This window comes from Nonomuraea sp. NPDC050691, assembly GCF_040654455.1.
Taxonomy (GTDB): Bacteria; Actinomycetota; Actinomycetes; order Streptosporangiales; family Streptosporangiaceae; genus Nonomuraea.
Genome location: NZ_JBFAIA010000040.1, coordinates 21,525 through 44,420, shown reverse-complemented (window position 1 = coordinate 44,420; position 22,896 = coordinate 21,525). Strand labels below are relative to the sequence as shown.

Here is a 22,896-nt window from a genome sequence, read left to right as displayed (position 1 = left end):
CCGCGCCCGCCGGCGGACACCGCCCAGGATCTGGCGGAGCGTCCGCCGACGGAGAGCTTTCGTCGTCGTCGGGGGCATGGCGTGGGGGAAGGGCCGCTAGGCGGGCCCGGCCTTGTACCCCACGCCGCGGACGGTGACCACGATCTCGGGGTGCTCGGGGTCCTTCTCGATCTTGGCGCGGAGGCGCTGCACGTGCACGTTGACCAGGCGCGTGTCGGCGGCGTGCCGGTAGCCCCAGACCTGCTCCAGCAGGACCTCGCGGGTGAACACCTGGCGCGGCTTGCGGGCCAGCGCGACGAGCAGGTCGAACTCCAGCGGCGTGAGGTTGATGGTCTCCTCGCTCCGCTTGACGGAGTGACCCGCGACGTCGATGGTGATGTCGCCGATCTGCAGGATCTCGGGGGTCGGCTCGTCGGTGCGGCGCAGCCGCGCCCGCACCCGCGCCACGAGCTCCTTCGGCTTGAACGGCTTGACGATGTAGTCGTCGGCGCCCGACTCCAGGCCGAGCACGACGTCGATCGTGTCGCTCTTGGCGGTGAGCATGACGATCGGGACCCCGGACTCGGCCCTGATCCTGCGTGCCACGTCGATCCCGTCGGCCCCCGGGAGCATCAGGTCGAGCAGCACCAGATCCGGGCGCGTGTCCCGGAACGCGTCAAGCGCCTTGTCGCCGTCGGAGACAAAGGATGGTTCGAAGCCCTCTCCGCGCAACACGATGCCCAGCATCTCGGCGAGAGCGGCATCGTCGTCGACGACCAGCACGCGACCTTTCATGGCCCCTCATTCGTTCTACGCATTCTGGGACATACCCGCACGATCGCTGAAGGTTACCCTTGGTCGGCTCATGTGTGGGACAGGAGACCTTCAAAAGACCAATTTTAGACTCGCCCCACGATCGCCATATCAGTCTGCGGTAACCCACCGCCTTTCTGCCATCCCTAGGCGAGATCACCGTCGTGATTCGCCCGGGAATGCGGGCAACCGCGCGCCGAATCGCCTCCCCGACACCACCGCGTCCCCCAGCGTGCCAGGATTGGGATATGTCTGACGGTCACGGCCCCTCGCCCGAGACGCCACCAGGCTGGGCGGCCGAGCAGCCCCCACCCTACGGCCCTTCGCAGGCCTCGCCGTGGACCGCCCCCGGCTCCGCCCCGGGAGCTCCGCACGGCGCCGGCCCCGAGGCCCCCTTCCAGCAGGCCCCTCACGCTCCGTACACGTCCCATCCCCAGCAGCCGCCGGCCGGGCCAGGTCACGGGCCAGGTCACGGGTACGCCTACGGCCCGCCGCAGGCCCTGCGCCCGGGCATCATCCCGCTGCGGCCGCTGCGCCTTGGCGACATCCTCGACGGCGCCATCAAGCTGGTCCGCTCCAACCCCAAGGCGGTGCTCGGGCTCTCGGCCGTCGCCGCGCTGCTGGCCTCCCTGCCGGTGGCCGTGGGCCAGGCGTTCGTGCTCGGCTCGATGCGCTCGACCATCAGCGAGTCCTACGCCGACCCGTACGCGGGGCCCGACCCCACCGGCATGTACGGCGGCGTCCTCGCCCAGTACGGCGGCACCCTGGTCTCCCTGGCCGTCAGCTTCGTCGTCGTGACGGTGCTGACCGGCGTGCTGACGCGCATCCTCGGCCGGGCCGTCTTCGGCGGCTCCATCACCGCGGGCGAGGCCTGGCGGCTGACCCGGGGGCGGCTGCCCGCGCTCTTCGGCGTGGTGGGTCTGCTCGTCGTCATCATGGCGGTGCCCCTGGTGGTCTTCGCCGCGATCGTCTGGGCGGTGTACGTCACCGGGACGCTCAGCGCCGGCGGGCTGCTGGGCCTCGTGCTGCTGATGGTCGTCCTGTACCTGCCCTACGTCGTGTTCTTCCGCACCAAGTTCGGGCTCGCGGCCCCGGCGGTCGTGCTGGAGGGGATGAGCCCGGTGGCGGCCCTGCGGCGCTCCTGGCAACTCGTCAGCGGCGACTTCTGGCGGGTCTTCGGCATCATGCTGCTCACCTCGCTGATCGTGGGGGTCGTCGCGGGCATCCTGCAGGTGCCGTTCACCTTCGCCGGCACCTTCCTCGGCCTGCTGGGCGACGGCCCGGGCGCCGCGATCGGCGCCGCGGTGCTCATCACCATCGGCGGCACGGTCGGCGCGATGATCAGCTACCCGATCGAGGCCGGTGTGGCGGGCCTGCTGTACGCCGACCGCCGCATGCGCAGCGAGGCGTTCGACCTCGTGCTGCAGACGGCGGCCGTCGAGCAGCAGCGGCAGGGCTGGGTGCACGCCTCGGCGGACGACCTCTGGCGTCCGGCCCACACCCCGGGCCCGTGATGGTGGTCCTGGCGAGCCCCATCGGCAGGGACGAGGCCGCGCGCCGGGCCGCCGAGGAGCTCGCCCGGCCCGAGTACGCCCACGAGTCGCTGCTCGACCAGCTCTACCGGCACTTCACGCAGTTCCTGCGCGAGCTCATGGAGGCGGTGGCGGGCGGCGGCACCACCGGCGGGTTCGTCGCGGCCGTCCTCATCACGCTGATCCTCCTCGGCCTGGTCGCGCTCGGCGCCTGGCGGCTGCGGCGCGCGGCCCGCGAGAACGCCCCCGTGAACGGCGTGTTCGGCGCGCGGGTGATGACCGCCGCCGAGCACCGGGAGGCGGCCGAGCGCGCCGCCGCGGAGGGCCGCCACACCGAGGCGGTCCAGGAGCGGCTGCGCGCGATCGCCCGCGACCTGGAGGAGCGCGCTCTGGTCGACGGCCAGCCCGGCCGCACGGCCGACGAGCTGGCGGCGGAGGCGGGCCGGGCGCTGCCGGACTTCGCCGGTGACCTGGCCGCCGCCGCGCGCTCGTTCGACGACGTGACCTACGGCGGCGTGGCCGGCACCCCGGCCGCGTACGCGGCGATGCGCGACCTCGACGAACGCCTGCGCCAGGCCCGGCCCGCACCCCTGGGAGCCCCGGCATGAACGTCCGGCAGCGGCGGGAGCGGCGCGGGGAGGGCCCGGCATGAGTCTCACCGGCACGGGACCGGCCGAGACGCGGGAGTCGGCGCCCACCTCACCCACGGCCCGCTCCATGTGGCGGGCGAGCCGGATGGCGATGCTGCTCGGCCTGATCATCGTGGCCGCCGCGGTCCTCAGCGTCGCCATCGGCGGCGGGGCCGGCCCGTCGCGCCGGCTCGACCCCGACGACACCTCCCTCGACGGCTCCAAGGCCCTGGCGCAGCTCCTGCGCTCCCGCGGCGTGACCGTGGACCGGGCCGACTCGGTGACCCGCGCCCGCGAGCTGTCGCGAAGCGGCGACCGGCTGCTGCTGATCACCGACACGAGCTTCGTCCTCGACCCGGCCGCGCTGGCCGCCATCCCCGGCGACCGGGTCGTGGTGGGCGACCTCTACCGCGTCGACCTGCTCGCCCCCGGCGTGCGCAGCTCCGCGGAGGTCGGGTCCCGCTCGCTCGAGCCGGCGTGCCCGCTGCCGGCCGCGAAGGCCGCCGGCAGCGCCTTCATGGGCGGCGCGGCCTTCACCGCGCCGCGCGGCGCGACCGGCTGCTACCCGGCCGACGACGACGGCTGGAGCCTCGTCAGCCTGCCCAACGCGGGCGGCACCACCACGGTCGTCGGCAGCGGCGAGTTCATGACCAACCGGCGCCTGGCCGAGGACGGCAACGCGGCGCTCGCGCTCAACCTGCTGGGCTCGGCCAAGGCCGTCACCTGGCTCGTCGAGCCGCCGGAGGACGGCGCGGACGGCACGGTGGCGGGTCCGGCCGGCCGGACGGTCTACGACCTGATGCCGCCGGGCGTCCCCTGGGCCGTGGCCATGGCGGCCGTGGCCGTGCTGGTCACCGCACTGTGGCGGGGCAGGCGGCTCGGCCCGGTGGTGACCGAGCGGCTGCCGGTCGTGGTGCGGGCCGCCGAGACCGTCGAAGGGCGGGGGCGGCTCTACCGGGCCAGGCGTGCCCGGGGCCGCGCGGCCGACGTGCTGCGGGCCGGCGCGATCGACCGGCTCCTCCCCCGGCTCGGGCTGGCGCCCGACGCGGGCCGCGGCGAGGTCGTCACGGCCGTCGCCGCCCGCACCGGGCAGGACCCGGTCCAGGTCGGCGCGGCGCTGTACGGCCCGGAGCCGGCCGACGACGACGGGCTCGTCGCCCTGGCCCACTATCTCGACTCCATCGAAAGGACGGTCGGTGAACATTGAGGAGACCACCCGCGTGACGGGCCTCGGAGAGGCGGCCCGCGAGGCGCTGGGGGCGCTGCGGGCGGAGGTGTCCAAGGCCGTGGTCGGCCAGGACGCGGTCGTGACCGGACTGGTGATCGCGCTGCTGTGCCGGGGGCACGTGCTGCTCGAGGGCGTGCCGGGCGTCGCCAAGACGCTCATGGTCCGCACGCTGGCGGCGGCGCTGGACCTCGGGTCCAAGCGGGTGCAGTTCACGCCCGACCTGATGCCGGGCGACGTGACGGGCTCGCTGGTGTACGACGCGAGGACGGCGGAGTTCGAGTTCCACGAGGGGCCGGTGTTCACGAACCTGCTGCTCGCCGACGAGATCAACCGCACCCCGCCGAAGACCCAGGCGGCGCTGCTGGAGGCCATGGAGGAGCGGCAGGTCACCGTCGAGGGCGCCGCCCGCCCGCTGCCCGACCCGTTCGTGGTCTGCGCCACCCAGAACCCCGTCGAGTACGAGGGCACCTACCAGCTGCCCGAGGCCCAGCTCGACCGGTTCCTGCTCAAGCTGACCGTGCCGCTGCCGCCGCGCGACCAGGAGATCGCGGTGCTGGAGCGGCACGCGCTCGGGTTCGACCCGCGCGACCTGTCGCACGTGCGCCCCGTGGCCTCGGCGGCCGACCTGGCGGCCGGCCGCGAGGCGGTGGCGGCGGTCCACGTGGCCCCCGAGGTGCTCGGCTACATCGTGGACGTGGCGCGCGCCACCCGTAACTCGCCGTCGCTCCAGCTCGGCGTCTCGCCGCGCGGCGCGACCGCGCTGCTGGCCGCCTCCCGGGCCTGGGCGTGGCTGTCGGGCCGCGCGTACGTGACGCCCGACGACGTCAAGGCGCTGGCCCGGCCCGCGCTGCGGCACCGGGTGCAGCTGCGGCCCGAGGCGGAGTTGGAGGGCGCGACCGCGGACGGCCTGCTCGACGGCATCCTGGCCTCGGTCCCGGTCCCGCGCTGATGGCTCTGACGGGACGCGCCGCGCTGGTCGCGGCGCTCGGCGTCGTGGTGGTGCTGCTCGCGCCGCGGCCGGGGGCGGCCCTGGCCGGGGTGTGCCTGGTGCTGGCCGCGGCGATCCTGGTGGACCTCGCGCTGGCGGGCTCCGTCCGGCCGCTGCGCCTCCACCGCTCCGGCGAGACGCTCGTGCGGCTCGGGCAGCGGGCCACGGTGGAGCTGGTCGTGGAGAACCCGGGCTCGCGCCGGGTCCGCGGCGTGCTGCGCGACGCCTGGCCGCCGTCGGCGGGCGCGTCGCCGCGGGTGATGCGGCTGGACGTGCCGCCGGGCGAGCGGCGCCGGCTCACCGTGACGCTCGCCCCGACCCGGCGCGGCGACCGCGAGTCGGTGGCGGTGACCGTGCGCTCCGTCGGCCCGCTCGGGCTGGCCGCGCGCCAGGGGCGGCACCGCTCGCCGTGGGCGGTGCGGGTGCTGCCGCCGTTCCTGTCGCGCAAGCACCTGCCCGCTCGGCTGGCCCGGCTGCGCGAGCTGGAGGGCCGGCATCCGGCGCTCGTGCGCGGCCAGGGCACCGAGTTCGACTCGCTGCGCGAGTACGTGGTGGGCGACGACGTACGCTCGATCGACTGGCGGGCCACCGCCCGCCGCCACGACGTGGTCGTACGGACCTGGCGGCCGGAGCGGGACCGGCGGGTGCTGATCGTCCTCGACACCGGCCGCACCTCGGCGGGCCGGGTGGGCGAGGCGCCGATCCCGCTGGCCGGCGCCCCCGCCGACGGGGGCGGGGCCGTGAGCGGGCACGGGGCGCGGCCGGTACCCGGCTGGCCACGGCTCGACTGGTCGATGGACGCGGCGCTGCTGCTGGGCGCGCTGGCCGCCCGCGCCGGCGACCGGGTCGACTTCCTCGCCCACGACCGGGCCGTACGCGCCTGGGTGTCGGGGGCCTCCCGCACCGAGCTGCTGTCGTCGCTGGTCAACGCGATGGCGCCGATCGAGGCCGAGCTGGTCGAGGCGGATTCGCGCAGCATGGTGGCCGCGATCCTGGCCCGGGCCAAGCGGCGCTGCCTGGTGGTGCTGCTGACCGACCTCAACGCCGCGGCGCTGGACGAGGGGCTGATGCCGGTGCTGCCGCAGCTCTCCTCCCGCCACCTGGTGCTCGTGGCCGCCGTCTCCGACCCGCGGGTGGCGGACATGGCGGCGCGCAAGGGCACGACCGAGGAGGTGTACGACGCGGCGGCGGCCGAGCGCACCCGGCTGGACCGGCGCCGCATCACCGCGCGGCTGCGGCGGCACGGGGTCGAGGTGGTGGACGCGCCGCCGGACGACATCGCGCCCGCCCTGGCCGACGCGTACCTCGCGCTCAAGGCCGCGGGCCGCCTGTAGCGGGGGCGTCAGGCGCTGGGGGCGACGTCGGGGGCGTGCTCGATGTCGCCCGTCTCGTCCCGGCGGGCGGCCCGCCGCCCGAACACCAGCACGTACGCGATGAACACCGCCTCGGCCAGCGCCCCGATGCCGATGCGCGCCCACGTCGGCAGCCCCGACGGGGTGACGAACGCCTCGATCAGCCCCGACGCGAACAGCACCACGACCAGCCCGAGCGCCACGCTCATCACCGCCCGCCCCTGCTCGGCCAGCGCCTCGGCCCGCCGGCGCGGCCCCGGGTCGATGACCGTCCAGCCCAGCCGCATGCCGACGGCCGCCGCGAGGAACACGGCGGTCAGCTCCAACAGCCCGTGCGGCGTGATCAGGCCGAAGAAGATGTCCAGCTTGCCGCGCGAGGCCATGAGACCGCCGGAGACGGCGACGTTGGCCGCGTTCTGCAACAGCACGTACGGGATGGGCAGCCCGAGGAAGACGGCGTAGACGATGACCTGCGCCGACACCCACGCGTTGTTGATCCACACGCGGCCGGCGAACGACGCGGCGGGATTCTCGGAGTAGTAGTCGGCGAAGTCGTGCTCGACGAGCCGCTTGATCTCCTCGGGGCTGGCGATCGCGGCCTGCACCTGCGGGTCGCCGGCCACCCACGCGCCCATGACCCACGACACGGCGAGGAACACCACGGCGGTGGTCAGCCACCACCACCGCGCCCGGTAGGCCACCACCGGGAACGACACGGTGGCGAACCTGGCCACCTCCCGCCAGGCCGGCGCGTGCGCCCCGGTGACGGCCGACCTGGCGCGGGCGACCAGCGCGGACAGGCGGCCGGCCAGCATCGCGTCGGTGGACGACGAGCGCACGATCGACAGGTGGGTGGACACCCGCTGGTAGAGGTCGACCAGCTCGTCCACCTCGGCCCCGGTCAGGGACGAGCGGTGCTTGACGAGGTGTTCGAGCCGGTCCCAGGCCCCGCGGTGCGCCGTGACGAACGCGTCGATGTCCACCCGACCATTGTGGCCGGTCGATCAGCGGGCCAATGCCGTTAGGCTCCACATATGTCTGAGGTCGTGACCGGGGACGCCGTCGTCGTCGAGGTGCGGGTGGCGCAGCTCCCGTCCCGCGCGCTGGCGCTCGCCATCGACATGGTGGTCCAGGTGACGCTGCTGGTCGGCGCGCTCGTCGTGGTGCAGGCGTTCGCGATCGTCAGCGACCCGGCGCTGCTCGCCGCGGTCATGATCGTGTTCATGGTGCTCGTGCTGGTCGGCTATCCGGTGATCTTCGAGACGGCCACCCGGGGGCGCAGCCTCGGCAAGCTGGCGCTGGGCCTTCGGGTCGTGGGCGACGACGGCGGGCCCGAGCGGTTCCGGCAGGCGCTGTTCCGCGGGCTGGCGGGCATGCTGGAGATCTGGGCGTTCACCGGGGCTCCGGCGCTGATCTCCTCGCTGGTCTCGCAGCGGGGCAAGCGGCTGGGCGATGTCTTCGCCGGCACGATCGTGATCGCGGAGCGGGCGCCGCGCGACCTCGGCCACCTCATCGTGATGCCGCCGCCGCTGGCGGCGTGGGCGGCGACGCTGGAGCTGTCGCAGCTCCCCGAGGGGGCGGCGACGGCCGCCCGGCAGTACCTCCTGCGCTGGCACGACCTCGCGCCCGCCGTACGGCACGAGATGGGGGTGCGCATCGCGACGCAGGTGGCGGCGTACGTCTCGCCCGCGGCTCCGGCGGGGGTGCCGCCGCACGCGTACCTGAGCGCCGTGCTGGCCGAGCGGCGGCGGCGCGAGGAGATCCGGCTGGCCCGCGCGGCGGGGCCTTGGGGCCGCCAGGCGGCCGGGCCCGTGGCTCAGGCGCCGCCGGCGGCCGCGTACTCCGGCCCGCCCGCCGCGCCTCCACGGCCCATGACGGGCCCGCAGCCGCCCGCGCCTCCACAGGCTTTTCCGGCCCCGCAGGCTTTTCCGGGCCCGCAGGCTGTCCCGGCCCCGCAGGGCTTCCCGCCTCCGCCGCCCTTCACGCCTGAGCCGCCTTCCGAGGGCCCGCAGCACACGCCCGGCGGGTTCGCCCCACCGCAGTGACCGCCCGCCGGGGAGAGCGCCCTCGTGCGAGGTGGGCGCCCTCCCTCGGCACGGGGCGCCCTACTGTGTCTGCGGGTTGAGCACCTTCAGCCGCTTCCCGGCCGCCGAGGCCGTACGCGGGTCGGTGATGCGCAGCACGTCCAGACCCTTCTGGATGTCGCTGCTGTAGATGTAGCCGTTGTAGTAGTACGCCGACCACGAGCCGCCGAAGTCGCGCGGCGAGAGCGCGCCCCGGTCGAAGTAGGCGATCTCCTGAGGCTTGGCCGCGTCGGTGAAGTCGAAGACCGACACGCCGCCCTGGTACCACGCCTGGACCATGATGTCGCGGCCCTTGGCCGGGATCAGCGAGCCGTTGTGGGCGACGCAGTTCTCGCCGGCGCCCTGGTGGCGCGGGATCTTGTAGTACCCCTGCTTGACGAGCCGGCCGCTCTCGACGGTGTAGATGGCGTCAGCGCCGCGCTGCGGGCCGACGGCCTGGGTGCAGGTGGCACCGAGGCCGCCGCCGAGCTCGTCGGTGAAGACGACCTTGTCACCGGTGGCGTTGAACGTGGCCGAGTGCCAGAACGCGAAGTTGTCGTCGGTCACCCGCGCGGTGACCTTCGGGTGCTCGCGGTCGGAGATGTCCATGAGCACGCCGTCGCCCATGCAGGCGCCCGCGGCGAGGTTCTTCCTGGGGAAGACCGTGATGTCGTGGCAGCCGCTGGTGGGCACGAGAAGCGTCTGCTGCGTCTCGTTGCCGCCGTCGGGGAAGAGCACGGGCTTGGAGACGACCTTGGCGTCCTTCGGACGCTTCAGCGGCACCTTGACGACCGAGATGCCGTCGTGGGGCGGCTTGCAGTGGGGGAAGTCGTTCTGGGGCCCGTACGAGGACACGTACAGGTAGACCGCCTTGCCCTTCTTGTCGGGCACGAGGGTGTTGGTGTGGGAGCCGCAGTCGGTTCTGATGGACTTGATGTACTTCGGGCGGGCCTTGTCGGAGATGTCGAAGATCCGGATGCCCTCCCACGCGGACTTGAAGGCCGGAGACGTCGGCGCCGCCCCGCGGCACGAGTCGCCCTTGACCGGGTCGTCCACCGACAGGAACAGCAGGTCGCCGTGGACCGACACGTCGTTCTGGCCGCCGGGGCAGGTGACGCGGCTCACGACGGCCGGCTTGGCCGGGTTCTTGATGTCGTAGACGGTGAAGCCGTAGTAGTTGCCCTGGTAGGCGTAGCGCCCCTGGAAGGCCAGGTCCGTGCTGAAGGCGTCGGACGCGGTGAAGGGCCCCTGCTTGGGGATGTTGGCCACGTGCGTGATGTTCGGGCTCGTCTTGGCGCCGTCGTCGCGGGCCTGGGCCGGGGATGTCACGAGCCCCAGCACCGCTCCCGTCAGCACGAGGACGCGGCCGATTCTGGACGCCACAGAGGACCTCCTGGTCGGGGATGAAGTCAGCCCCACTATCGCAGGAAAAATCATCTTCTGCGGTGCATCGGTGTTCGGACATGGCGAGGGCCGGCCCGCGGAGGAGGCGGGCCGGCCCCGCGCGCGGGACCGGCCGGTACGACCGGACGGTCACGTCGGTGAGGTCAGCCGGTACGGCGGCCCGTCAGGAGCCGGCCGTACCCGGGAGACAGATCAGTCGTGGCCCCAGCCACCTCCCCGGTAGGACTCCTGGGTCTGGACGTTGAGGCGGTCCGTGCGGACGCGCTCGGCGCCCCTGACGAGCGGGTCGTTGATCTTGATGACGTCGAGCCCCTGGTGGAAGTCCGCCGCGTAGATGTGACCGTTGTAGTAGTACGCCGACCAGACGCCGCCGCCGCTGCCGTCGGCGCGCGGGCCGCGCTCGAAGTAGCCGATCTCCCTGGGCTTGCTGGAGTCGGTGAAGTCCCAGATCGAGACGCCGCCCATGTACCACGCCTGGACCATGATGTCCTTGCCCTTGACCGGGATCAGCGAGCCGTTGTGGGCGACGCAGTTCTCGCTCTCGGCCTGGTAGCGCGGGATCTTGAAGTAGCTCTTGAAGACGAGCCCGCGCCGCGTGATGTCGTAGATGGCGTCGGCGCCCCGGTTCGGGCCGGTGGCCTCGTTGCAGGTGGCCGCGCCGCCGCCGCCGAGCTCGTCGGTGAAGACGACCTTACGGGCGTCGTTGCTGAACGTCGCCGAGTGCCAGAAGGCGAAGTTCGGGTCGGTGACCCGGGCGGTGACCTTCGGGTTCAGCCGGTCCGAGATGTCGAACAGCACGCCGTCACCCATGCAGGCGCCCGCCGCGATGTCCTTCTCCGCGTACGCGGTGATGTCGTGGCAGCCGCTGGTGGGCACGAGCAGGCCCGGCTGGGTCTCGTTGCCGCCGTCGGGGAAGACGACCGGCGTCGCCGCGACCGCCGCGGCGGTCGGGTTGTCCAGCGGCACCTTGATGATGGAGATCTTGTCGTGCGGCGGCTGGCAGTCGGGGAAGTTCGCCGCCGGGCTGTACGACGAGACGTACACGTAGACGTTGCGGTGGCGGTCACGGCCCTTGCCCGGCACGAGCGTCAGGGTGTGGGAGCCGCAGTTCGTCTCGATCGACTTGATGTACTTCGGAGCGGCCTTGTCGCTGATGTCGAAGATGCGGACGCCTTCCCAGGCCTCCTTGTGGTCGGCCGACAGCCCGGTGCTGTTGCAGGAGTCGTCACTGCGCGAGCTGTCCACGGCCCCGAAGAGCAGGTTGCCGTAGACGCTGACGTCCATCTGGCCGCCGGGGCAGACGACGGAGCTGACCGGCTTGGCCTGCTTCGGGTCCCGGACGTCGTAGACGGAGAACCCGCCGTAGTTGCCGACGTACGCGTAACCGCCCTGGAACGCGATGTCGGTGTTGATGGTGCCGGCGATGGGCGCCGGCTTCGGGATGTTGAGCACGTGGGAGACGTTCGGGCTGGTCACCACGGTGTCAGCCGGAGGGATGTCCGCGGCCGAGGCGGGCAGCGCCATCGCGCCTAAGGCGACGGCCGCCGCCGCGGCGACGAGACTCCTTCGCAGGGTGAGCACTCGGAGGCTCCTCTCGGAGGATAAAGCCTATATAAATGACAAAATTCTGACGCGTCTTGTCATCTGTCGCCTAGCGGGCACTATGTCAAGAAATTTGCTCACTTGCCGTATTTACGGGGCGTTGCCGTACCGTCTACAGTGCAACGTCGCAACTACCCGCGGTCAAGGAGGTCGGGTGCGCAGCGCACTCATCGTCGGCGCCTGCGCCTTCCTGCTGGTCACCGGCTGCACGGACGCCCCCGCGGCCGCTCCCCCGGCCCCCACGGTGACCGACACGGCGCCCGTCCTCGCTCCCGGGAAGCCGGGCGAGGAGGCCCGCACGCTGTCGCCGAGCGAGGCGGCCACCGCCGTGCCGCCCCAGCGGGCCAACGCGGCCGACGTCCGCTTCATGCAGAACATGATCATTCATCATCGCCAGGCGCTGGACATGAGCCTGCTGGCCGGTTCCCGGGCCGAGAGCGACACGGTCAAGCGGCTGGCCGGCCGCATCAACGACGTGCAGGGGCCCGAGATCGCGATGATGACGGACTGGCTGAAGGCGGAGGGGCAGCAGGTGCCCGACCACCACGCCGCGCACCAGGGCATGCCGGGGATGGCCACGCCCGAGCAGATGGAGGCCCTGAAAGCGGCCAAGGGAGCCGCCTTCGACCGCCTGTTCGTCCAGCTCATGACCGCCCACCACAAGGGGGCGCTCACGATGTCGGCCGAGGTCCTGACGAAGGGCTCGCACCAGCGGGTCCAGGAGATCGCGGAGGACATCTCGGTCAGCCAGTCCGCCGAGATCCGCCGCATGTCCGCCATCCGCTGACCCCCCACCACCGGCACGCCGCCAGTGGAGGGTCGGGGCCCTGGCGTCAGGAGCCGGCGCGCCAGGAGTGGAGGTACGACTCCTGCTCCTCCGTGAGCGCGTCGATGCCGATGCCCGTGGCCGCCAGCTTGAGCCGGGCCACCTCCTGGTCGATCGACTCGGGCACGTCGTAGACCCCGGGCGCGAGCCCGGAGCGCTCCCCGGTGAGCCAGGCCACCGCCAGGGCCTGCGCCGAGAACGACATGTCCATGACCGCCGCCGGATGCCCCTCCGCGGCCGTCAGGTTCACCAGCCGCCCCTCCGCCAGCAGCAGCAGCCGCCGGCCGTCGGGCAGGACGTACTCGTCGGTGTTGGGCCGTACGCCGCGGTGGACCTCGACGGCCATCTCGTCCAGCGCCCGCACGTCGATCTCCACGTCGAAGTGCCCGGCGTTGGCCAGGATGGCGCCGTCCTTCATGACGGCCAGGTGCTCGGCCCGGATCACGTCGCGGTTGCCCGTCACGGTGATGAACAGGTCACCGGCCGCGGCGGCCTCCATCATGGGCCGCACCTCGTAGCCCTGCAGGATGGCGTCGAGCGCCTTGACCGCGTCGATCTCGGTCACCACCACCCGCGCGCCGAACCCCTTGGCCCGCTCGGCCACGCCCCGCCCGCAGAACCCGAACCCCGCCACCACCACGGTGCGCCCCGCGAGCATGGTGTTGGTGGCCCGCATGATGCCGTCCAGCGTGGACTGCCCCGTGCCGTAGCGGTTGTCGAACATCCGCTTCGTCCGCGTGTCGTTCACCGCCACGACGGGGAACCGCAGCGCGCCCTCCGAGGCCATCTGCCGCAGCCGGATGATCCCCGTGGTCGTCTCCTCGCACCCGCCGCTCACCCCGCCGAGCAGGTCGGTACGCTCGGTGTGCAGGATGTTGACCAGGTCGCAGCCGTCGTCGAGCACCAGGTCGGGGCCGAGGTCGAGGGCCTGGTGGATGTGCCGGTAGTAGGTGGCCCGGTCCACGCCGGCCCGCGCGTGGACCGCGATGCCGTAGCCGCGCAGCGCCTCGGCCACGTCGTCCTGCGTGGACAGCGGGTTGGAGGCGGCCAGCGCGATCTCGGCGCCTCCCGCGCCGAGGGCGCCCATGAGCACCGCGGTCTCGGCGGTGACGTGCAGGCACGCGGCGATCTTCAACCCGTCCAGCGGCCGTTCGGCGCCGAACCGCTCCCCGATCGCCGTCAACACCGGCATCGACCGAGCGGCCCAGGAGATCTGCCGCTCACCACTGTCCGAGAGATCCATGCCTGCCTTTGAGCGAAGAGGACGGCCAAGAACACGCGTCGTCACGGCGAGCTACCCGTGGGCCCTCACGACCGGCCATGACAGACGGAAGGGACGTCGGCGCGTGCGGGTAAGCCGGCCTGCCGTAGAACGAAGAGATCTGAGCAGCGGCCCCGGAGGGAGAGACCCTCCGGAGCCCCGGCACTCACCAAGAAGATCAGTACCGGTAGTGGTCGGGCTTGTAGGGGCCCTCGACGTGGACGCCGATGTAGGCGGCCTGCTCCTTGGTGAGCTCGGTGAGCTTGACGCCGAGGGCGTCGAGGTGGAGGCGGGCGACCTTCTCGTCCAGGTGCTTGGGCAGCGTGTAGACGCCGATCGGGTACTCGCTGGTCTTGGTGAACAGCTCGATCTGCGCGATCACCTGGTTGGTGAACGAGTTGGACATCACGAAGCTCGGGTGGCCGGTGGCGCAGCCGAGGTTCATCAGGCGGCCCTCGGCCAGCACGATGATCGAGTGGCCGTCGGCGAAGACCCACTCGTCGACCTGCGGCTTGATGTTGCGCTTCTCGATGCCCGGCAGCTTGGCGAGGCCGGCCATGTCGATCTCGTTGTCGAAGTGGCCGATGTTGGAGACGATCGCCTGGTGCTTCATCTTCGCCATGTGCTCGGCGGTGATGATGTTGAAGTTGCCCGTGGCGCTGACGAAGATGTCGGCGATGCCGACGACCTCCTCCAGCGTGGTGACCTGGAAGCCGTCCATGGCGGCCTGCAGGGCGCAGATCGGGTCGATCTCGGTGACGATGACGCGGGCGCCTTGGCCGCGCAGCGCGTCGGCGCAGCCCTTGCCGACGTCGCCGTAGCCGCAGACCACGGCCACCTTGCCGCCGATGAGCACGTCGGTGGCGCGGTTGAGGCCGTCGATGACGGAGTGGCGGCAGCCGTACTTGTTGTCGAACTTCGACTTGGTGACCGCGTCGTTGACGTTGATCGCGGGGAACAGCAGCTGGCCGTTCTTGTGCATCTCGTACAGGCGGTGGACGCCGGTGGTGGTCTCCTCGGTGACGCCCTTGATGCTCTCGGCGATCCTGGTCCAGCGCTTGTCGTCGCCGACCGTGCGGGTGAGCAGGTCGATGATGACGTGCCACTCCTCCGGGTCCTCGGCGGTGGCGGCGGGGACGGCGCCGGCCTTCTCGTACTCGGCGCCCTTGTGGACGAGCAGGGTGGCGTCGCCGCCGTCGTCGAGGATCATGTTCGGCGCGTCGCCGTCAGGCCAGGTGAGCGCCTGCTCGGTGCACCACCAGTACTCCTCCAGCGTCTCGCCCTTCCAGGCGAAGACCGGCACGCCCTTGGGGTCGTCGACCGTGCCGTCGGGGCCGACGACGACCGCGGCGGCGGCGTGGTCCTGCGTGGAGAAGATGTTGCAGCTCACCCAGCGCACCTCGGCGCCGAGCGCGACCAGCGTCTCGATGAGGACGGCGGTCTGGATCGTCATGTGCAGGGAGCCCATGATCTTCGCACCGCGGAGGGGCTGCGCGGCCGCGTACTCCTTACGGATCGCCATGAGCCCGGGCATCTCGTGCTCGGCGAGCCTGATCTCCTTGCGGCCGAAGTCGGCAAGTGAAAGGTCGGCGACCTTGAAGTCCATCTGATTCCCCTCGCATCGGGACGGTGTCGCCGACGAGTCTAGGCGTCTTCCCGGCGAGGTCGCATCTCGGCACCACCGAAACTGACGTAAGAATGTAAGGATGCGTATCACGGAGGCCGCACGGCGGCTCGGCATGTCCCCTCGGATGCTGCGCTACCGGGAGGCGCTCGGCCTGCTGCCCCCGGTACGCGAGCAGGGCGCCCACCGGCGGTTCGGGCCGGAGGAGCTCGCGGCCGTGGCCCAGGGCGTCGAGCTGGAGAAACGCTTCGACGTCTCCCCCGCCGAGCTGGCCTTCGCGCTGCGGGTGCTCAGCGAGCCCGCCGTCGCCGCGGCCGTGCGCGACCTCGGCATACGGATCGGACGGATCCCGGTCCCGCGCCGCGCGCTCGACTTCGAGAAGGAGAAGGCGCTGCGACTGCTTCGAACCAGCGCCCCCGCGCATACGTCTAAGAAATCATGAAAGAGCTCCTAGTGGCCACCGTGCTCGCGTTCTCCCCGGCGCAGGCGGCGGGCTTCCCGGCGGCGCACGCCCCGGACTCCGCGGTCCAGGCCGCCCAGGCCGGCCAGGCGGCCGGCAAGCCCCGCGAGGTCAAGGTCTACTTCTCCAAGGGACACGGCATCCCCGGCAAGGTGGTGGCCGTGACCCGTAAGGCGCCGGACCAGGGGGTGGCCAGGTTCGCCGTCCAGCAGCTGATCGCCGGCCCCACCAAGGCCGAGCGGCGGCGCGGGCTGCACTCGGAGCTGACGGGCAAGCTGCGCGGCCGGTCCGTCTGCGGCGCCGACTTCACCGTCGCCATCAAGAAGGGCCTCGCGACGCTGCGCTTCTGCCGCACCGTCGTGGGCGACGGCATCGGCAGCGACGCCCGGGCCCTGCGCACGATCGACAGGACGCTCAAGCAGTTCGACGGCGTGCGCAAGGTGATCAGCCTCGACAAGAAGGGCCGCTGCCTGTTCGACCAGAGCGGGAACGGCAGGTCCTGCCTGACCGGGCACGAGTAGGACTTCCCCGCCGCGGCAGCTTCGGGCAGGTCACCCGGGGGTGCCGGTGGCGGCCGGGGCTTCGCCGCTGGGGGCGTGGAGCTGCTGGGCCAGCCACGGCAGGGCCTGCGGCAGTTCCCTGTTCCAGGTGTTGAAGTTGTGGCCGCCGCTGGGCAGGATCAGCGACGACGCCTGCATGGGCGGCTTGACCGCGGCCAGGAAGGCGAGGGTCGAGCGGTAGTCGCTCTCCCCCTTCCTGCTGCTGGTGACGAGCACGTTGACCGGGGGCGCGGGCAGCTTGGCCAGCCGCCACATCAGGTCGTTGTCGTGCTCGACCGCCTGCTGCCCGCCGAACAGGTCGCCCGTGGTGCCGTCGATGATCGTCCGGTAGTAGCCCGACAGCGACACCGCCGCCGAGAACGCCCGCGGGTGCGTCATGGCGAGCTTGAGCGCGCAGTACCCGCCGGTCGAGCCCCCGAGGATCCCCCAGTACTCCCTGCCCGGCGCCACCCGGTACGCGGTCGTCATGTCCCGCCGCACGTCGTCGGCGAAGAACTTCTGGACCTGGGGCCCGCCCGGGACGTCCACGCACTCCGTGTCGCGCGGCAGCACCACGCTGGGCCGCATCATCACGAGGACCGCGGGGGGCACCTGGTGGCGGCTGATGGCGGTCGCGAGCCGTCCGGGCAGGTCGAGCCTGGTCATCAGGTTGCGCGGGTCACCCGGGTAGCCGGTCAGCGCGAGGATCGCGGGGAAGCGCCGCCGGTGGTCCTTGAGGTAGGCCGAGGGCAGGAACACGTACGCCTGCTCGCTGAGGTGCGTGGTGGGGCCGGGCATGACGACCTGCTCGATCCGCCCGCCGCGCACCGCGTGGCTGTCCAGCACCTGGAGGCCCTTCCCGGCGATCGTGATGGCCGCCGTGCCGGCGTCGGTGCCGAGCAGGTCGTCCCACGAGCCGTAGAAGCCGAAGTAGTTGTTGACCAGCAGCCCGAGCGCCGCAAGGGTCAGGACCTGGTTGCCCGCCAGCACCCCAGCCCGCGCCAGCACGGCGGTCCAGCGCCGTCCGGCCGGTCGTCCGGCCAGCCGGGGCCACATCCACACGGTGGCGACCAGCGCGCCGATCGCCAGCGCGGCCGTCATAAGCTGGAGCGGAAGCGAAGTGAGTCCCACTTCCACAGGCTTACCCGCCACGCCGTAAGACCGTGGTTAACGGGGGGATTATCACCGGCGGCGTTGAATCCGAATGGTGAAGCAGATCTCGCATCCCTGGGTGCCCGCCGTCGCGGGCTACGCGGCGCTGATGGTCGGGCTCCTCGACATGGTCAAGGCCGTGGCCCCCCGCCTGGGCCACAGCGGGATGACCGCGTGGTCGGAGGCGCTGCCCGGGATCGTGACGACCGTCGCCAGGGCGACCTCCCTCGTGGTGGGCATCCTGCTCGTCATGCTCGCGCACGCCCTTCGCCGCAGGAAGGTGCGCGCCTGGCGGGCGGTCGTGGCGCTGCTCCCGGTCAGCGCGATCCTCTCCCTCGTCCATTCCCGTCCCGTCACAGCGGCCATCAGCCTGCTCTTCCTCGTGGCGCTGCTCGCGAACCGCCGCGAGTTCTACGCGCTGTCCGACCCGCGCAGCAGGTGGCGGGCGCTGGGGAACCTGCTCGTGTTCGGCGCCCTCGACCTCGTCCTCGGCTACGTGATCGTCAGCATGCGCCCCCGGGCCGTCGCGGACCATCCCGGCATCCTCGACCGGCTCGAACACGTGGTCCTCGGCCTGGTCGGCATCGAGGGCCCCGTCACCTTCACCGCACCGCGCGTGGGCGACCTGGTCTACTTCTCCCTGCTCGCGCTCGGCACCCTGACCGCCGTCACCACGGTCTACCTGGCCCTGCGCCCCGAACGCCCGGTCGCCGAGCTGACGGACCAGGACGAGAGCCGCCTGCGCGAGCTGCTCGACCGGCACGGCGCCCGCGACTCGCTCGGCTACTTCGCGCTCCGCCGCGACAAGAGCGTGGTCTTCTCCCCCTCCGGCAAGGCGGCGATCGCCTACCGGGTGGTCTCCGGCGTCATGCTGGCCAGCGGCGACCCGATCGGCGACCGGGAGGCGTGGCCGGCGGCGATCAGGGTCTTCATGACCGAGGCGAGGAGGCACGCCTGGGTGCCGGCCGTGATCGGCTGCGGCGAGACGGGCGGCGAGGTGTGGACGCGCGAGGCCGGGTTGTCGGCGCTGGAGATCGGGGACGAGGCGGTGGTGGAGGTCGCCGACTTCACCCTGGAGGGACGGGCGATGCGCAACGTCCGCCAGATGGCCAACCGGACAGAACGGGCGGGTTACACCTGCCTGGTGCGCAGGGTGGGCGACCTCACGGAGGACGAGAAGGAACGGATCAGGGCGGCCTCCGCCTCCTGGCGCGGCGCGGAGACCGAGCGCGGGTTCTCGATGGCGCTCGGCCGCTTCGGCGACCCCGCCGACGGCCGCTGCGTCGTGGTCACCGCGCACAAGGACGGCGAGATCAGGGCCGTGCTGCACTTCGTCCCGTGGGGACCGCGCGGCATCTCGCTCGACCTGATGCGCCGTGACCGCGACGCCGATCCCGGCCTCAACGAGCTGCTGATCGTCAAGACCTTGCAGGCGGCGCCCGCGATGGGCGTCGCCCAGGTCTCGCTCAACTTCGCGATGTTCCGGGCGGCCCTGGCGCGCGGCGAGCGGCTCGGCGCCGGGCCGGTGCTGCGGGCCTGGCGCGGCCTGCTGCTCTTCCTGTCGCAGTGGTTCCAGATCGAGTCGCTCTACCGGTTCAACGCGAAGTTCCGCCCGATCTGGGAGCCGCGCTTCGTCGTCTATCCCCACGCCCGTGACCTGCCGCGCATCGGCGTGTCGGCGCTGCAGGCCGAGGCGTTCATCACCCTCGGCCGGCCGCGTCTCAGGCGCGGGAGCCCGCGCCTGGTCGGGAACGAGGCGGCGCCGCTCGCCTGACCCCCGGCGCCCGCCCCACCGGCCCCTGATGGGGGCCCGCGGGATCAGGCGGTGGTGGTGCGGGAGCGGTCGAGGTCGGGCTCCAGGTAGATGACCCGGGCGATCGGCACGGCCTCGCGGATGCGCCGTTCGGCCTCGTCGATGCCCCGCGCGACCTCCGAGGCGGTGTCGTTGTGCGCGACCGCGATCTTGGCCGCCACCAGCAGCTCCTCCGGCCCGAGGTGCAGGGTCCGCATGTGGATCACCCGCTCGACCTCGTCGGCGGCCTCCAGCGCGGCGCAGATCTGGCGCTCCATCTCCGGGGTGGCGCTCTCGCCCAGCAGCAGCGACTTCGTCTCGACCGCCAGGATGACCGCGATCACCGCGAGCAGCAGGCCGATCATGATCGTGCCGATGGCGTCCCAGACGGGGTTGCCGGTGATGACCGCCATCGCGACGCCGAACAGCGCGAAGATCAGGCCGAGCAGCGCGCCGAGGTCCTCCAGCAGGATGACCGGCAGCTCGGGCGACTTGGAGCGGCGGATGAACGAGAACCACGACTGCTGCCCGCGCAGCGGGGCCGCCTCACGGATGGCCGTGCGGAACGAGAAGCCCTCCGCGATGATCGCGAAGATCAGCACGGCGAACGCCCAGATGGGCGACTCCACCCCCTCATCGGAGGAGAGCTTGTGGATGCCCTCGTACAGGGAGAACACCGCGCCGATCGTGAACAGCACCACGGCCACCACGAACGCGTAGAAGTAGCGCTCGCGGCCGTAGCCGAACGGGTGCTCCCGGGTCTGCCCGCGCCGCGCCCGCTTGCCGCCGATCAGCAGCAGCAACTGGTTGCCCGAGTCGGCAACCGAGTGGATGCCCTCGGCCAGCATCGACGACGAGCCGGTGAAGAACGCGGCCACGAACTTCGACGCGGCGATGGCCAGGTTGGCCATCAGGGCCGCGATGATTGCTTTCGTACCGCCGCTCGCGCTCACCGGTCTGCTCCACTCGTAAAGATCATGTACTCATTGCCCCGGAAAGGGGATCCTATTCCGCAATCCTGGCCTTCAGCTCCGTGATGGCCGACACCGGGGTCGGGTCGATGCCGTACCCGAGGGCGAGGTAGACACTCGCGTAGTCGGCGAGCCCGATGAGCGAGGCCATCCGGACCAGCGGATGCTCCCCCTCGGCGGCCAGCTCGCTGACCGGCACGTCGCGCTCGTGGGCCAGCCGCGCCGACGCCTCGCGGCGGCGCGTCACCTGGGGATGCTCCTCGGTGTCGCGCACCAGCACCAGGCGCAGCCCGCGGCCCGGCTCGTCGGCGAAGATGTCGCGCTGGGCGAACGGGCCGTCGAAGGCCACGACCTGGTTGTGGTTGGCCTCGGGCAGCTCGCCGAAGACCGCGGGGTACTTCGCGTTCTCGTTGAGCTGGCAGGCCAGCCGGTAGCCGGCGACCGCGGCGAGCGGGGAGGTGCCCCAGATCATCGGCACGCTCTCGGCCAGCTCCATGGCCAGCGTCTTGCCCGGGTTGATGAACGACTCGCTGGAGGGCCGGCACCGGTGGGCGATGTCCTCCAGTGTCTTGGCCACCTCCTCGAACAGCGCCGCCTCGGCCGTGACCAGGCCGAGCGAGGCCGCGGCCACGATCAGCGGGACGGTCAGCAGCCAGACGTTCGCGCGCGGCTGGCCGGCCGCGGGCACCGGCACGAACGGCGCGGACGCCTGCCGGGCGATCGCCTCCAGCGGCGATCCCGCGCTGCCCACCGCGAGCAGCTGGCAGCCGCGCCGCACGGCCTCCGTGGCCGCGGACAGCGTCTCCTCGGTACGGCCCGAGCAGGAGACGGCGATCACCAGGTCAGCGGCGCCCACCCAGCCCGGGAGCTGGTAGGAGCGCACGGTGACGATCGGCAGCGGGACGCCCCGGCCGCACACGGCGGCGAGGATGTCGCCCGCGATGGCCGAGCCGCCCATGCCCACGACCACGACGGCGCGCGGCCGGGACTGCCCGGCCAGGCCGGGCAGACCCGCCTCGACGGCGACGCGATACCCGGTGCGCACCTGGGCCGCGGACGCGGCGACCGCGAGCAGCATGCCGCCCGGGTCGCCGTCGGTCAGGTGCTGCTGGTCGTCGAGCCGGGCGGGCTCCCAGTTCACGGCTTCCTGGCCTCGTCGACGAGGAGCACCGGGATGTCGTCGCGCACCGGGTAGACCAGGCCGCATCCGGTGCAGGCGAGCTCCCCGGCCTCGTCGCCGGCCCCGCCCTCGGGGCGCAGGGCGGACTTGCACGCCGGGCAGGCCAGGATCTCCAGCAGCCAGTCGTCGATCTTCACTCGGACACCCTTCTTACGACGGCGAGCACCTCGTCGGTGACCGCCTTCATCGTGGTCTCGTCGGCCGCCTCGGCGTTGAGCCTGAGCAGCGGCTCGGTGTTGGACGCGCGCAGGTTGAACCACCAGCCGGACCCGGTGACGGTCAGCCCGTCGAGCTCGTCGAACTCGCCCCTGCCCGCGAACTCCTCGCGTACCCGGAGCAGCGCGGCGCCCTGGTCGGCGACCGTGCTGTTGATCTCGCCGGAGGCGTGGTAGCGGGAGTAGGCCCCGACCACCTCGGACAGCGGCCGGTCCTGCTCGCCGAGCGCGGCGAGCACGTGCAGCGCGGCCAGCATGCCGGAGTCGGCGTACCAGAAGTCGCGGAAGTAGTAGTGGGCGGAGTGCTCGCCGCCGAAGACCGCGCCGGTGCGCGCCATCTCGGCCTTGATGAACGAGTGGCCCACGCGGGTGCGCACCGGCCGCCCGCCCTGCTCGCGGACGATCTCGGGGACACCGAGGGACGTGATGAGGTTGTGGATGATCACGGCGCCGGGGTGCTTGGCCAGCTCGCGGGTGGCGACCAGCGCGGTCACCGCCGACGGGGAGACGGACTCGCCCCGCTCGTCCACGACCCAGCAGCGGTCGGCGTCGCCGTCGAAGGCCAGGCCGAGGTCTGCGCCGCTGTCGACGACCGCGCGCTGCAGGTCGCGCAGGTTGGCCGGCTCCAGGGGGTTGGCCTCGTGGTTGGGGAAGGTGCCGTCGAGCTCGAAGTAGAGGGGCACCGTCTCGATCGGCAGGCCGTCGAGGACGGCGGGCACCGTGTGGCCGCCCATGCCGTTGCCCGCGTCGACGACCACCTTGAGCGGCCGGATCCCGGACAGGTCGACGAGGGTGCGCAGGTGGCCCGCGTAGCCCTGGAGCAGGTCCTTCTCGATCAGCGCCCCGGCCGGGCCGCCGCCGGCGAGCGCGCCGCCCGCGGCCAGCAGCTCGGCGGCCCGGTCGCGGATCTCGGTCAGGCCCGTGTCGCCGCCGATCGGCACCGCGCCCGCGCGGCACATCTTCATGCCGTTGTAGCGGGCCGGGTTGTGGCTGGCGGTGAACATCACGCCGGGCAGCCCGAGGCTGCCGCTGGCGTAGTACAGCAGGTCGGTGGACCCGAGCCCGGCGTAGACCACGTCCACGCCGCGCGAGCGCGCGCCCCGCACGAACGCCGCGCTCAACGGCACGGACGAGTCGCGCATGTCATGGGCGACCACGGCCGACTCCGCCCCGGTCACCTCCGCGAACGCCGCCCCCACGGCTTCCGCCGCCGGCTCGTCCAGCTCGTCGGGCACCACTCCGCGTACGTCGTAAGCTTTGAAGATCTTGGCGAGATCGCCCACTCT

General features: G+C 72.3%; 21 protein-coding genes. 10 read left to right on the top strand and 11 right to left on the bottom strand.

Annotation, left to right across the window (positions count from 1 at the left end):
* Window positions 1–96 precede the first annotated feature (96 nt).
* Complete coding sequence (mtrA, locus tag AB0H81_RS17645; RefSeq protein WP_026213951.1) at window positions 97–774, bottom strand: MtrAB system response regulator MtrA; 678 nt, start codon at window positions 772–774, stop codon at window positions 97–99.
* A 266-nt stretch (window positions 775–1,040) separates the two neighbouring features.
* On the opposite strand from mtrA, the gene AB0H81_RS17640 reads away from it, so the two are divergent.
* The 5 genes from AB0H81_RS17640 to AB0H81_RS17620 are packed head-to-tail and all read left to right on the top strand — an operon-like array spanning window position 1,041 to window position 6,503.
* A complete protein-coding gene (locus AB0H81_RS17640) occupies window positions 1,041–2,306 on the top strand; it encodes a glycerophosphoryl diester phosphodiesterase membrane domain-containing protein (protein WP_358375499.1) in 1,266 nt (421 codons plus the stop codon).
* Window positions 2,306–2,932 carry a DUF4129 domain-containing protein gene (locus tag AB0H81_RS17635; protein WP_358375517.1) on the top strand — a complete coding sequence of 209 codons (627 nt, stop codon included), beginning with the start codon at window positions 2,306–2,308 and terminating at the stop codon, window positions 2,930–2,932. Before AB0H81_RS17640 ends, AB0H81_RS17635 begins: the two co-directional genes overlap by 1 nt.
* A 40-nt stretch (window positions 2,933–2,972) precedes the next feature.
* Window positions 2,973–4,160, top strand: coding sequence for a DUF4350 domain-containing protein (locus tag AB0H81_RS17630; protein ID WP_358375498.1), 1,188 nt, complete (start codon window positions 2,973–2,975; stop codon window positions 4,158–4,160).
* Window positions 4,156–5,130, top strand: a complete 975-nt coding sequence (locus tag AB0H81_RS17625) for a MoxR family ATPase (RefSeq protein ID WP_358375516.1) — start codon at window positions 4,156–4,158, stop codon at window positions 5,128–5,130. The genes AB0H81_RS17630 and AB0H81_RS17625 overlap by 5 nt, the downstream gene beginning before the upstream one ends.
* Window positions 5,130–6,503, top strand: a complete 1,374-nt coding sequence (locus tag AB0H81_RS17620; RefSeq protein ID WP_358375496.1) for a DUF58 domain-containing protein — start codon at window positions 5,130–5,132, stop codon at window positions 6,501–6,503. The genes AB0H81_RS17625 and AB0H81_RS17620 overlap by 1 nt, the downstream gene beginning before the upstream one ends.
* A gap of 8 nt (window positions 6,504–6,511) precedes the next feature.
* Here AB0H81_RS17620 and AB0H81_RS17615 read toward each other — a convergent pair whose 3' ends face one another.
* Complete coding sequence (locus AB0H81_RS17615) at window positions 6,512–7,504, bottom strand: stage II sporulation protein M (RefSeq protein ID WP_358375494.1); 993 nt, start codon at window positions 7,502–7,504, stop codon at window positions 6,512–6,514.
* Window positions 7,505–7,555: 51 nt separating this feature from the next.
* On the opposite strand from AB0H81_RS17615, the gene AB0H81_RS17610 reads away from it, so the two are divergent.
* Complete coding sequence (locus AB0H81_RS17610; protein ID WP_358375492.1) at window positions 7,556–8,566, top strand: RDD family protein; 1,011 nt, start codon at window positions 7,556–7,558, stop codon at window positions 8,564–8,566.
* Window positions 8,567–8,626: 60 nt separating this feature from the next.
* Here AB0H81_RS17610 and AB0H81_RS17605 read toward each other — a convergent pair whose 3' ends face one another.
* Window positions 8,627–9,967: a hypothetical protein gene (locus AB0H81_RS17605; protein WP_358375490.1), complete on the bottom strand. Its 1,341-nt coding sequence runs from the start codon at window positions 9,965–9,967 to the stop codon at window positions 8,627–8,629.
* Window positions 9,968–10,180: 213 nt separating this feature from the next.
* Window positions 10,181–11,569 (bottom strand): hypothetical protein, encoded by a 1,389-nt coding sequence (locus AB0H81_RS17600; RefSeq protein WP_358375488.1) that lies wholly within the window; start codon window positions 11,567–11,569, stop codon window positions 10,181–10,183.
* A gap of 175 nt (window positions 11,570–11,744) precedes the next feature.
* Here AB0H81_RS17600 and AB0H81_RS17595 point away from each other — a divergent pair, with 175 nt between their 5' ends.
* Window positions 11,745–12,377: a DUF305 domain-containing protein gene (locus AB0H81_RS17595; RefSeq protein WP_358375486.1), complete on the top strand. Its 633-nt coding sequence runs from the start codon at window positions 11,745–11,747 to the stop codon at window positions 12,375–12,377.
* Window positions 12,378–12,423: 46 nt separating this feature from the next.
* Here AB0H81_RS17595 and AB0H81_RS17590 read toward each other — a convergent pair whose 3' ends face one another.
* Together AB0H81_RS17590 and ahcY are read right to left on the bottom strand one after the other, a co-directional pair.
* Window positions 12,424–13,659: an adenosylhomocysteinase gene (locus tag AB0H81_RS17590; RefSeq protein WP_358375484.1), complete on the bottom strand. Its 1,236-nt coding sequence runs from the start codon at window positions 13,657–13,659 to the stop codon at window positions 12,424–12,426.
* Between the two features lie 196 nt (window positions 13,660–13,855).
* Window positions 13,856–15,283: an adenosylhomocysteinase gene (gene ahcY, locus AB0H81_RS17585; RefSeq protein WP_358375483.1), complete on the bottom strand. Its 1,428-nt coding sequence runs from the start codon at window positions 15,281–15,283 to the stop codon at window positions 13,856–13,858.
* A gap of 100 nt (window positions 15,284–15,383) precedes the next feature.
* Between ahcY and AB0H81_RS17580 the strand changes: the two genes are divergently transcribed.
* Together AB0H81_RS17580 and AB0H81_RS17575 are read left to right on the top strand one after the other, a co-directional pair.
* Entirely contained in the window at window positions 15,384–15,743 is a 360-nt protein-coding gene (locus AB0H81_RS17580; protein ID WP_358375481.1) for a MerR family DNA-binding transcriptional regulator, read from the top strand.
* The gene (locus AB0H81_RS17575; protein WP_358375479.1) at window positions 15,740–16,282 is read left to right on the top strand and encodes a GerMN domain-containing protein; all 543 of its coding nucleotides are present in this window, start codon (window positions 15,740–15,742) and stop codon (window positions 16,280–16,282) included. Before AB0H81_RS17580 ends, AB0H81_RS17575 begins: the two co-directional genes overlap by 4 nt.
* Before the next feature lie 30 nt (window positions 16,283–16,312).
* Here AB0H81_RS17575 and AB0H81_RS17570 read toward each other — a convergent pair whose 3' ends face one another.
* Window positions 16,313–17,401, bottom strand: coding sequence for an alpha/beta hydrolase-fold protein (locus AB0H81_RS17570; protein ID WP_358375477.1), 1,089 nt, complete (start codon window positions 17,399–17,401; stop codon window positions 16,313–16,315).
* Between the two features lie 103 nt (window positions 17,402–17,504).
* On the opposite strand from AB0H81_RS17570, the gene AB0H81_RS17565 reads away from it, so the two are divergent.
* Window positions 17,505–19,226: a phosphatidylglycerol lysyltransferase domain-containing protein gene (locus tag AB0H81_RS17565; RefSeq protein WP_358375475.1), complete on the top strand. Its 1,722-nt coding sequence runs from the start codon at window positions 17,505–17,507 to the stop codon at window positions 19,224–19,226.
* 44 nt (window positions 19,227–19,270) lie between these two features.
* Here the strand turns inward: AB0H81_RS17565 and AB0H81_RS17560 are convergent, their stop codons facing one another.
* From AB0H81_RS17560 to AB0H81_RS17545, 4 genes are read right to left on the bottom strand one after another with little or no spacing between them, the layout of a single operon-like run.
* A complete protein-coding gene (locus AB0H81_RS17560; protein ID WP_358375473.1) occupies window positions 19,271–20,197 on the bottom strand; it encodes a cation diffusion facilitator family transporter in 927 nt (308 codons plus the stop codon).
* Between the two features lie 52 nt (window positions 20,198–20,249).
* A complete protein-coding gene (locus AB0H81_RS17555; protein WP_358375471.1) occupies window positions 20,250–21,356 on the bottom strand; it encodes a bifunctional phosphoglucose/phosphomannose isomerase in 1,107 nt (368 codons plus the stop codon).
* Window positions 21,353–21,532, bottom strand: coding sequence for a Trm112 family protein (locus tag AB0H81_RS17550; RefSeq protein ID WP_358375469.1), 180 nt, complete (start codon window positions 21,530–21,532; stop codon window positions 21,353–21,355). Before AB0H81_RS17550 ends, AB0H81_RS17555 begins: the two co-directional genes overlap by 4 nt.
* A complete protein-coding gene (locus AB0H81_RS17545; RefSeq protein ID WP_358375467.1) occupies window positions 21,529–22,893 on the bottom strand; it encodes a phosphomannomutase/phosphoglucomutase in 1,365 nt (454 codons plus the stop codon). The genes AB0H81_RS17550 and AB0H81_RS17545 overlap by 4 nt, the downstream gene beginning before the upstream one ends.
* Window positions 22,894–22,896 lie beyond the last annotated feature (3 nt).

What these genes read in the sequence shown, in the direction of transcription:
- ahcY (WP_358375483.1), bottom strand. Translation starts at nt 15,283, where the DNA reads ATGGACTTCAAGGTCGCCGACCTTTCACTTGCCGACTTCGGCCGCAAG.
- AB0H81_RS17610 (WP_358375492.1), top strand. Translation starts at nt 7,556, where the DNA reads ATGTCTGAGGTCGTGACCGGGGACGCCGTCGTCGTCGAGGTGCGGGTG.
- mtrA (WP_026213951.1), bottom strand. Translation starts at nt 774, where the DNA reads ATGAAAGGTCGCGTGCTGGTCGTCGACGACGATGCCGCTCTCGCCGAG.
- AB0H81_RS17620 (WP_358375496.1), top strand. Translation starts at nt 5,130, where the DNA reads ATGGCTCTGACGGGACGCGCCGCGCTGGTCGCGGCGCTCGGCGTCGTG.
- AB0H81_RS17565 (WP_358375475.1), top strand. Translation starts at nt 17,505, where the DNA reads ATGGTGAAGCAGATCTCGCATCCCTGGGTGCCCGCCGTCGCGGGCTAC.
- AB0H81_RS17635 (WP_358375517.1), top strand. Translation starts at nt 2,306, where the DNA reads ATGGTGGTCCTGGCGAGCCCCATCGGCAGGGACGAGGCCGCGCGCCGG.
- AB0H81_RS17590 (WP_358375484.1), bottom strand. Translation starts at nt 13,659, where the DNA reads ATGGATCTCTCGGACAGTGGTGAGCGGCAGATCTCCTGGGCCGCTCGG.
- AB0H81_RS17575 (WP_358375479.1), top strand. Translation starts at nt 15,740, where the DNA reads ATGAAAGAGCTCCTAGTGGCCACCGTGCTCGCGTTCTCCCCGGCGCAG.
- AB0H81_RS17640 (WP_358375499.1), top strand. Translation starts at nt 1,041, where the DNA reads ATGTCTGACGGTCACGGCCCCTCGCCCGAGACGCCACCAGGCTGGGCG.
- AB0H81_RS17570 (WP_358375477.1), bottom strand. Translation starts at nt 17,401, where the DNA reads ATGACGGCCGCGCTGGCGATCGGCGCGCTGGTCGCCACCGTGTGGATG.
- AB0H81_RS17580 (WP_358375481.1), top strand. Translation starts at nt 15,384, where the DNA reads ATGCGTATCACGGAGGCCGCACGGCGGCTCGGCATGTCCCCTCGGATG.
- AB0H81_RS17630 (WP_358375498.1), top strand. Translation starts at nt 2,973, where the DNA reads ATGAGTCTCACCGGCACGGGACCGGCCGAGACGCGGGAGTCGGCGCCC.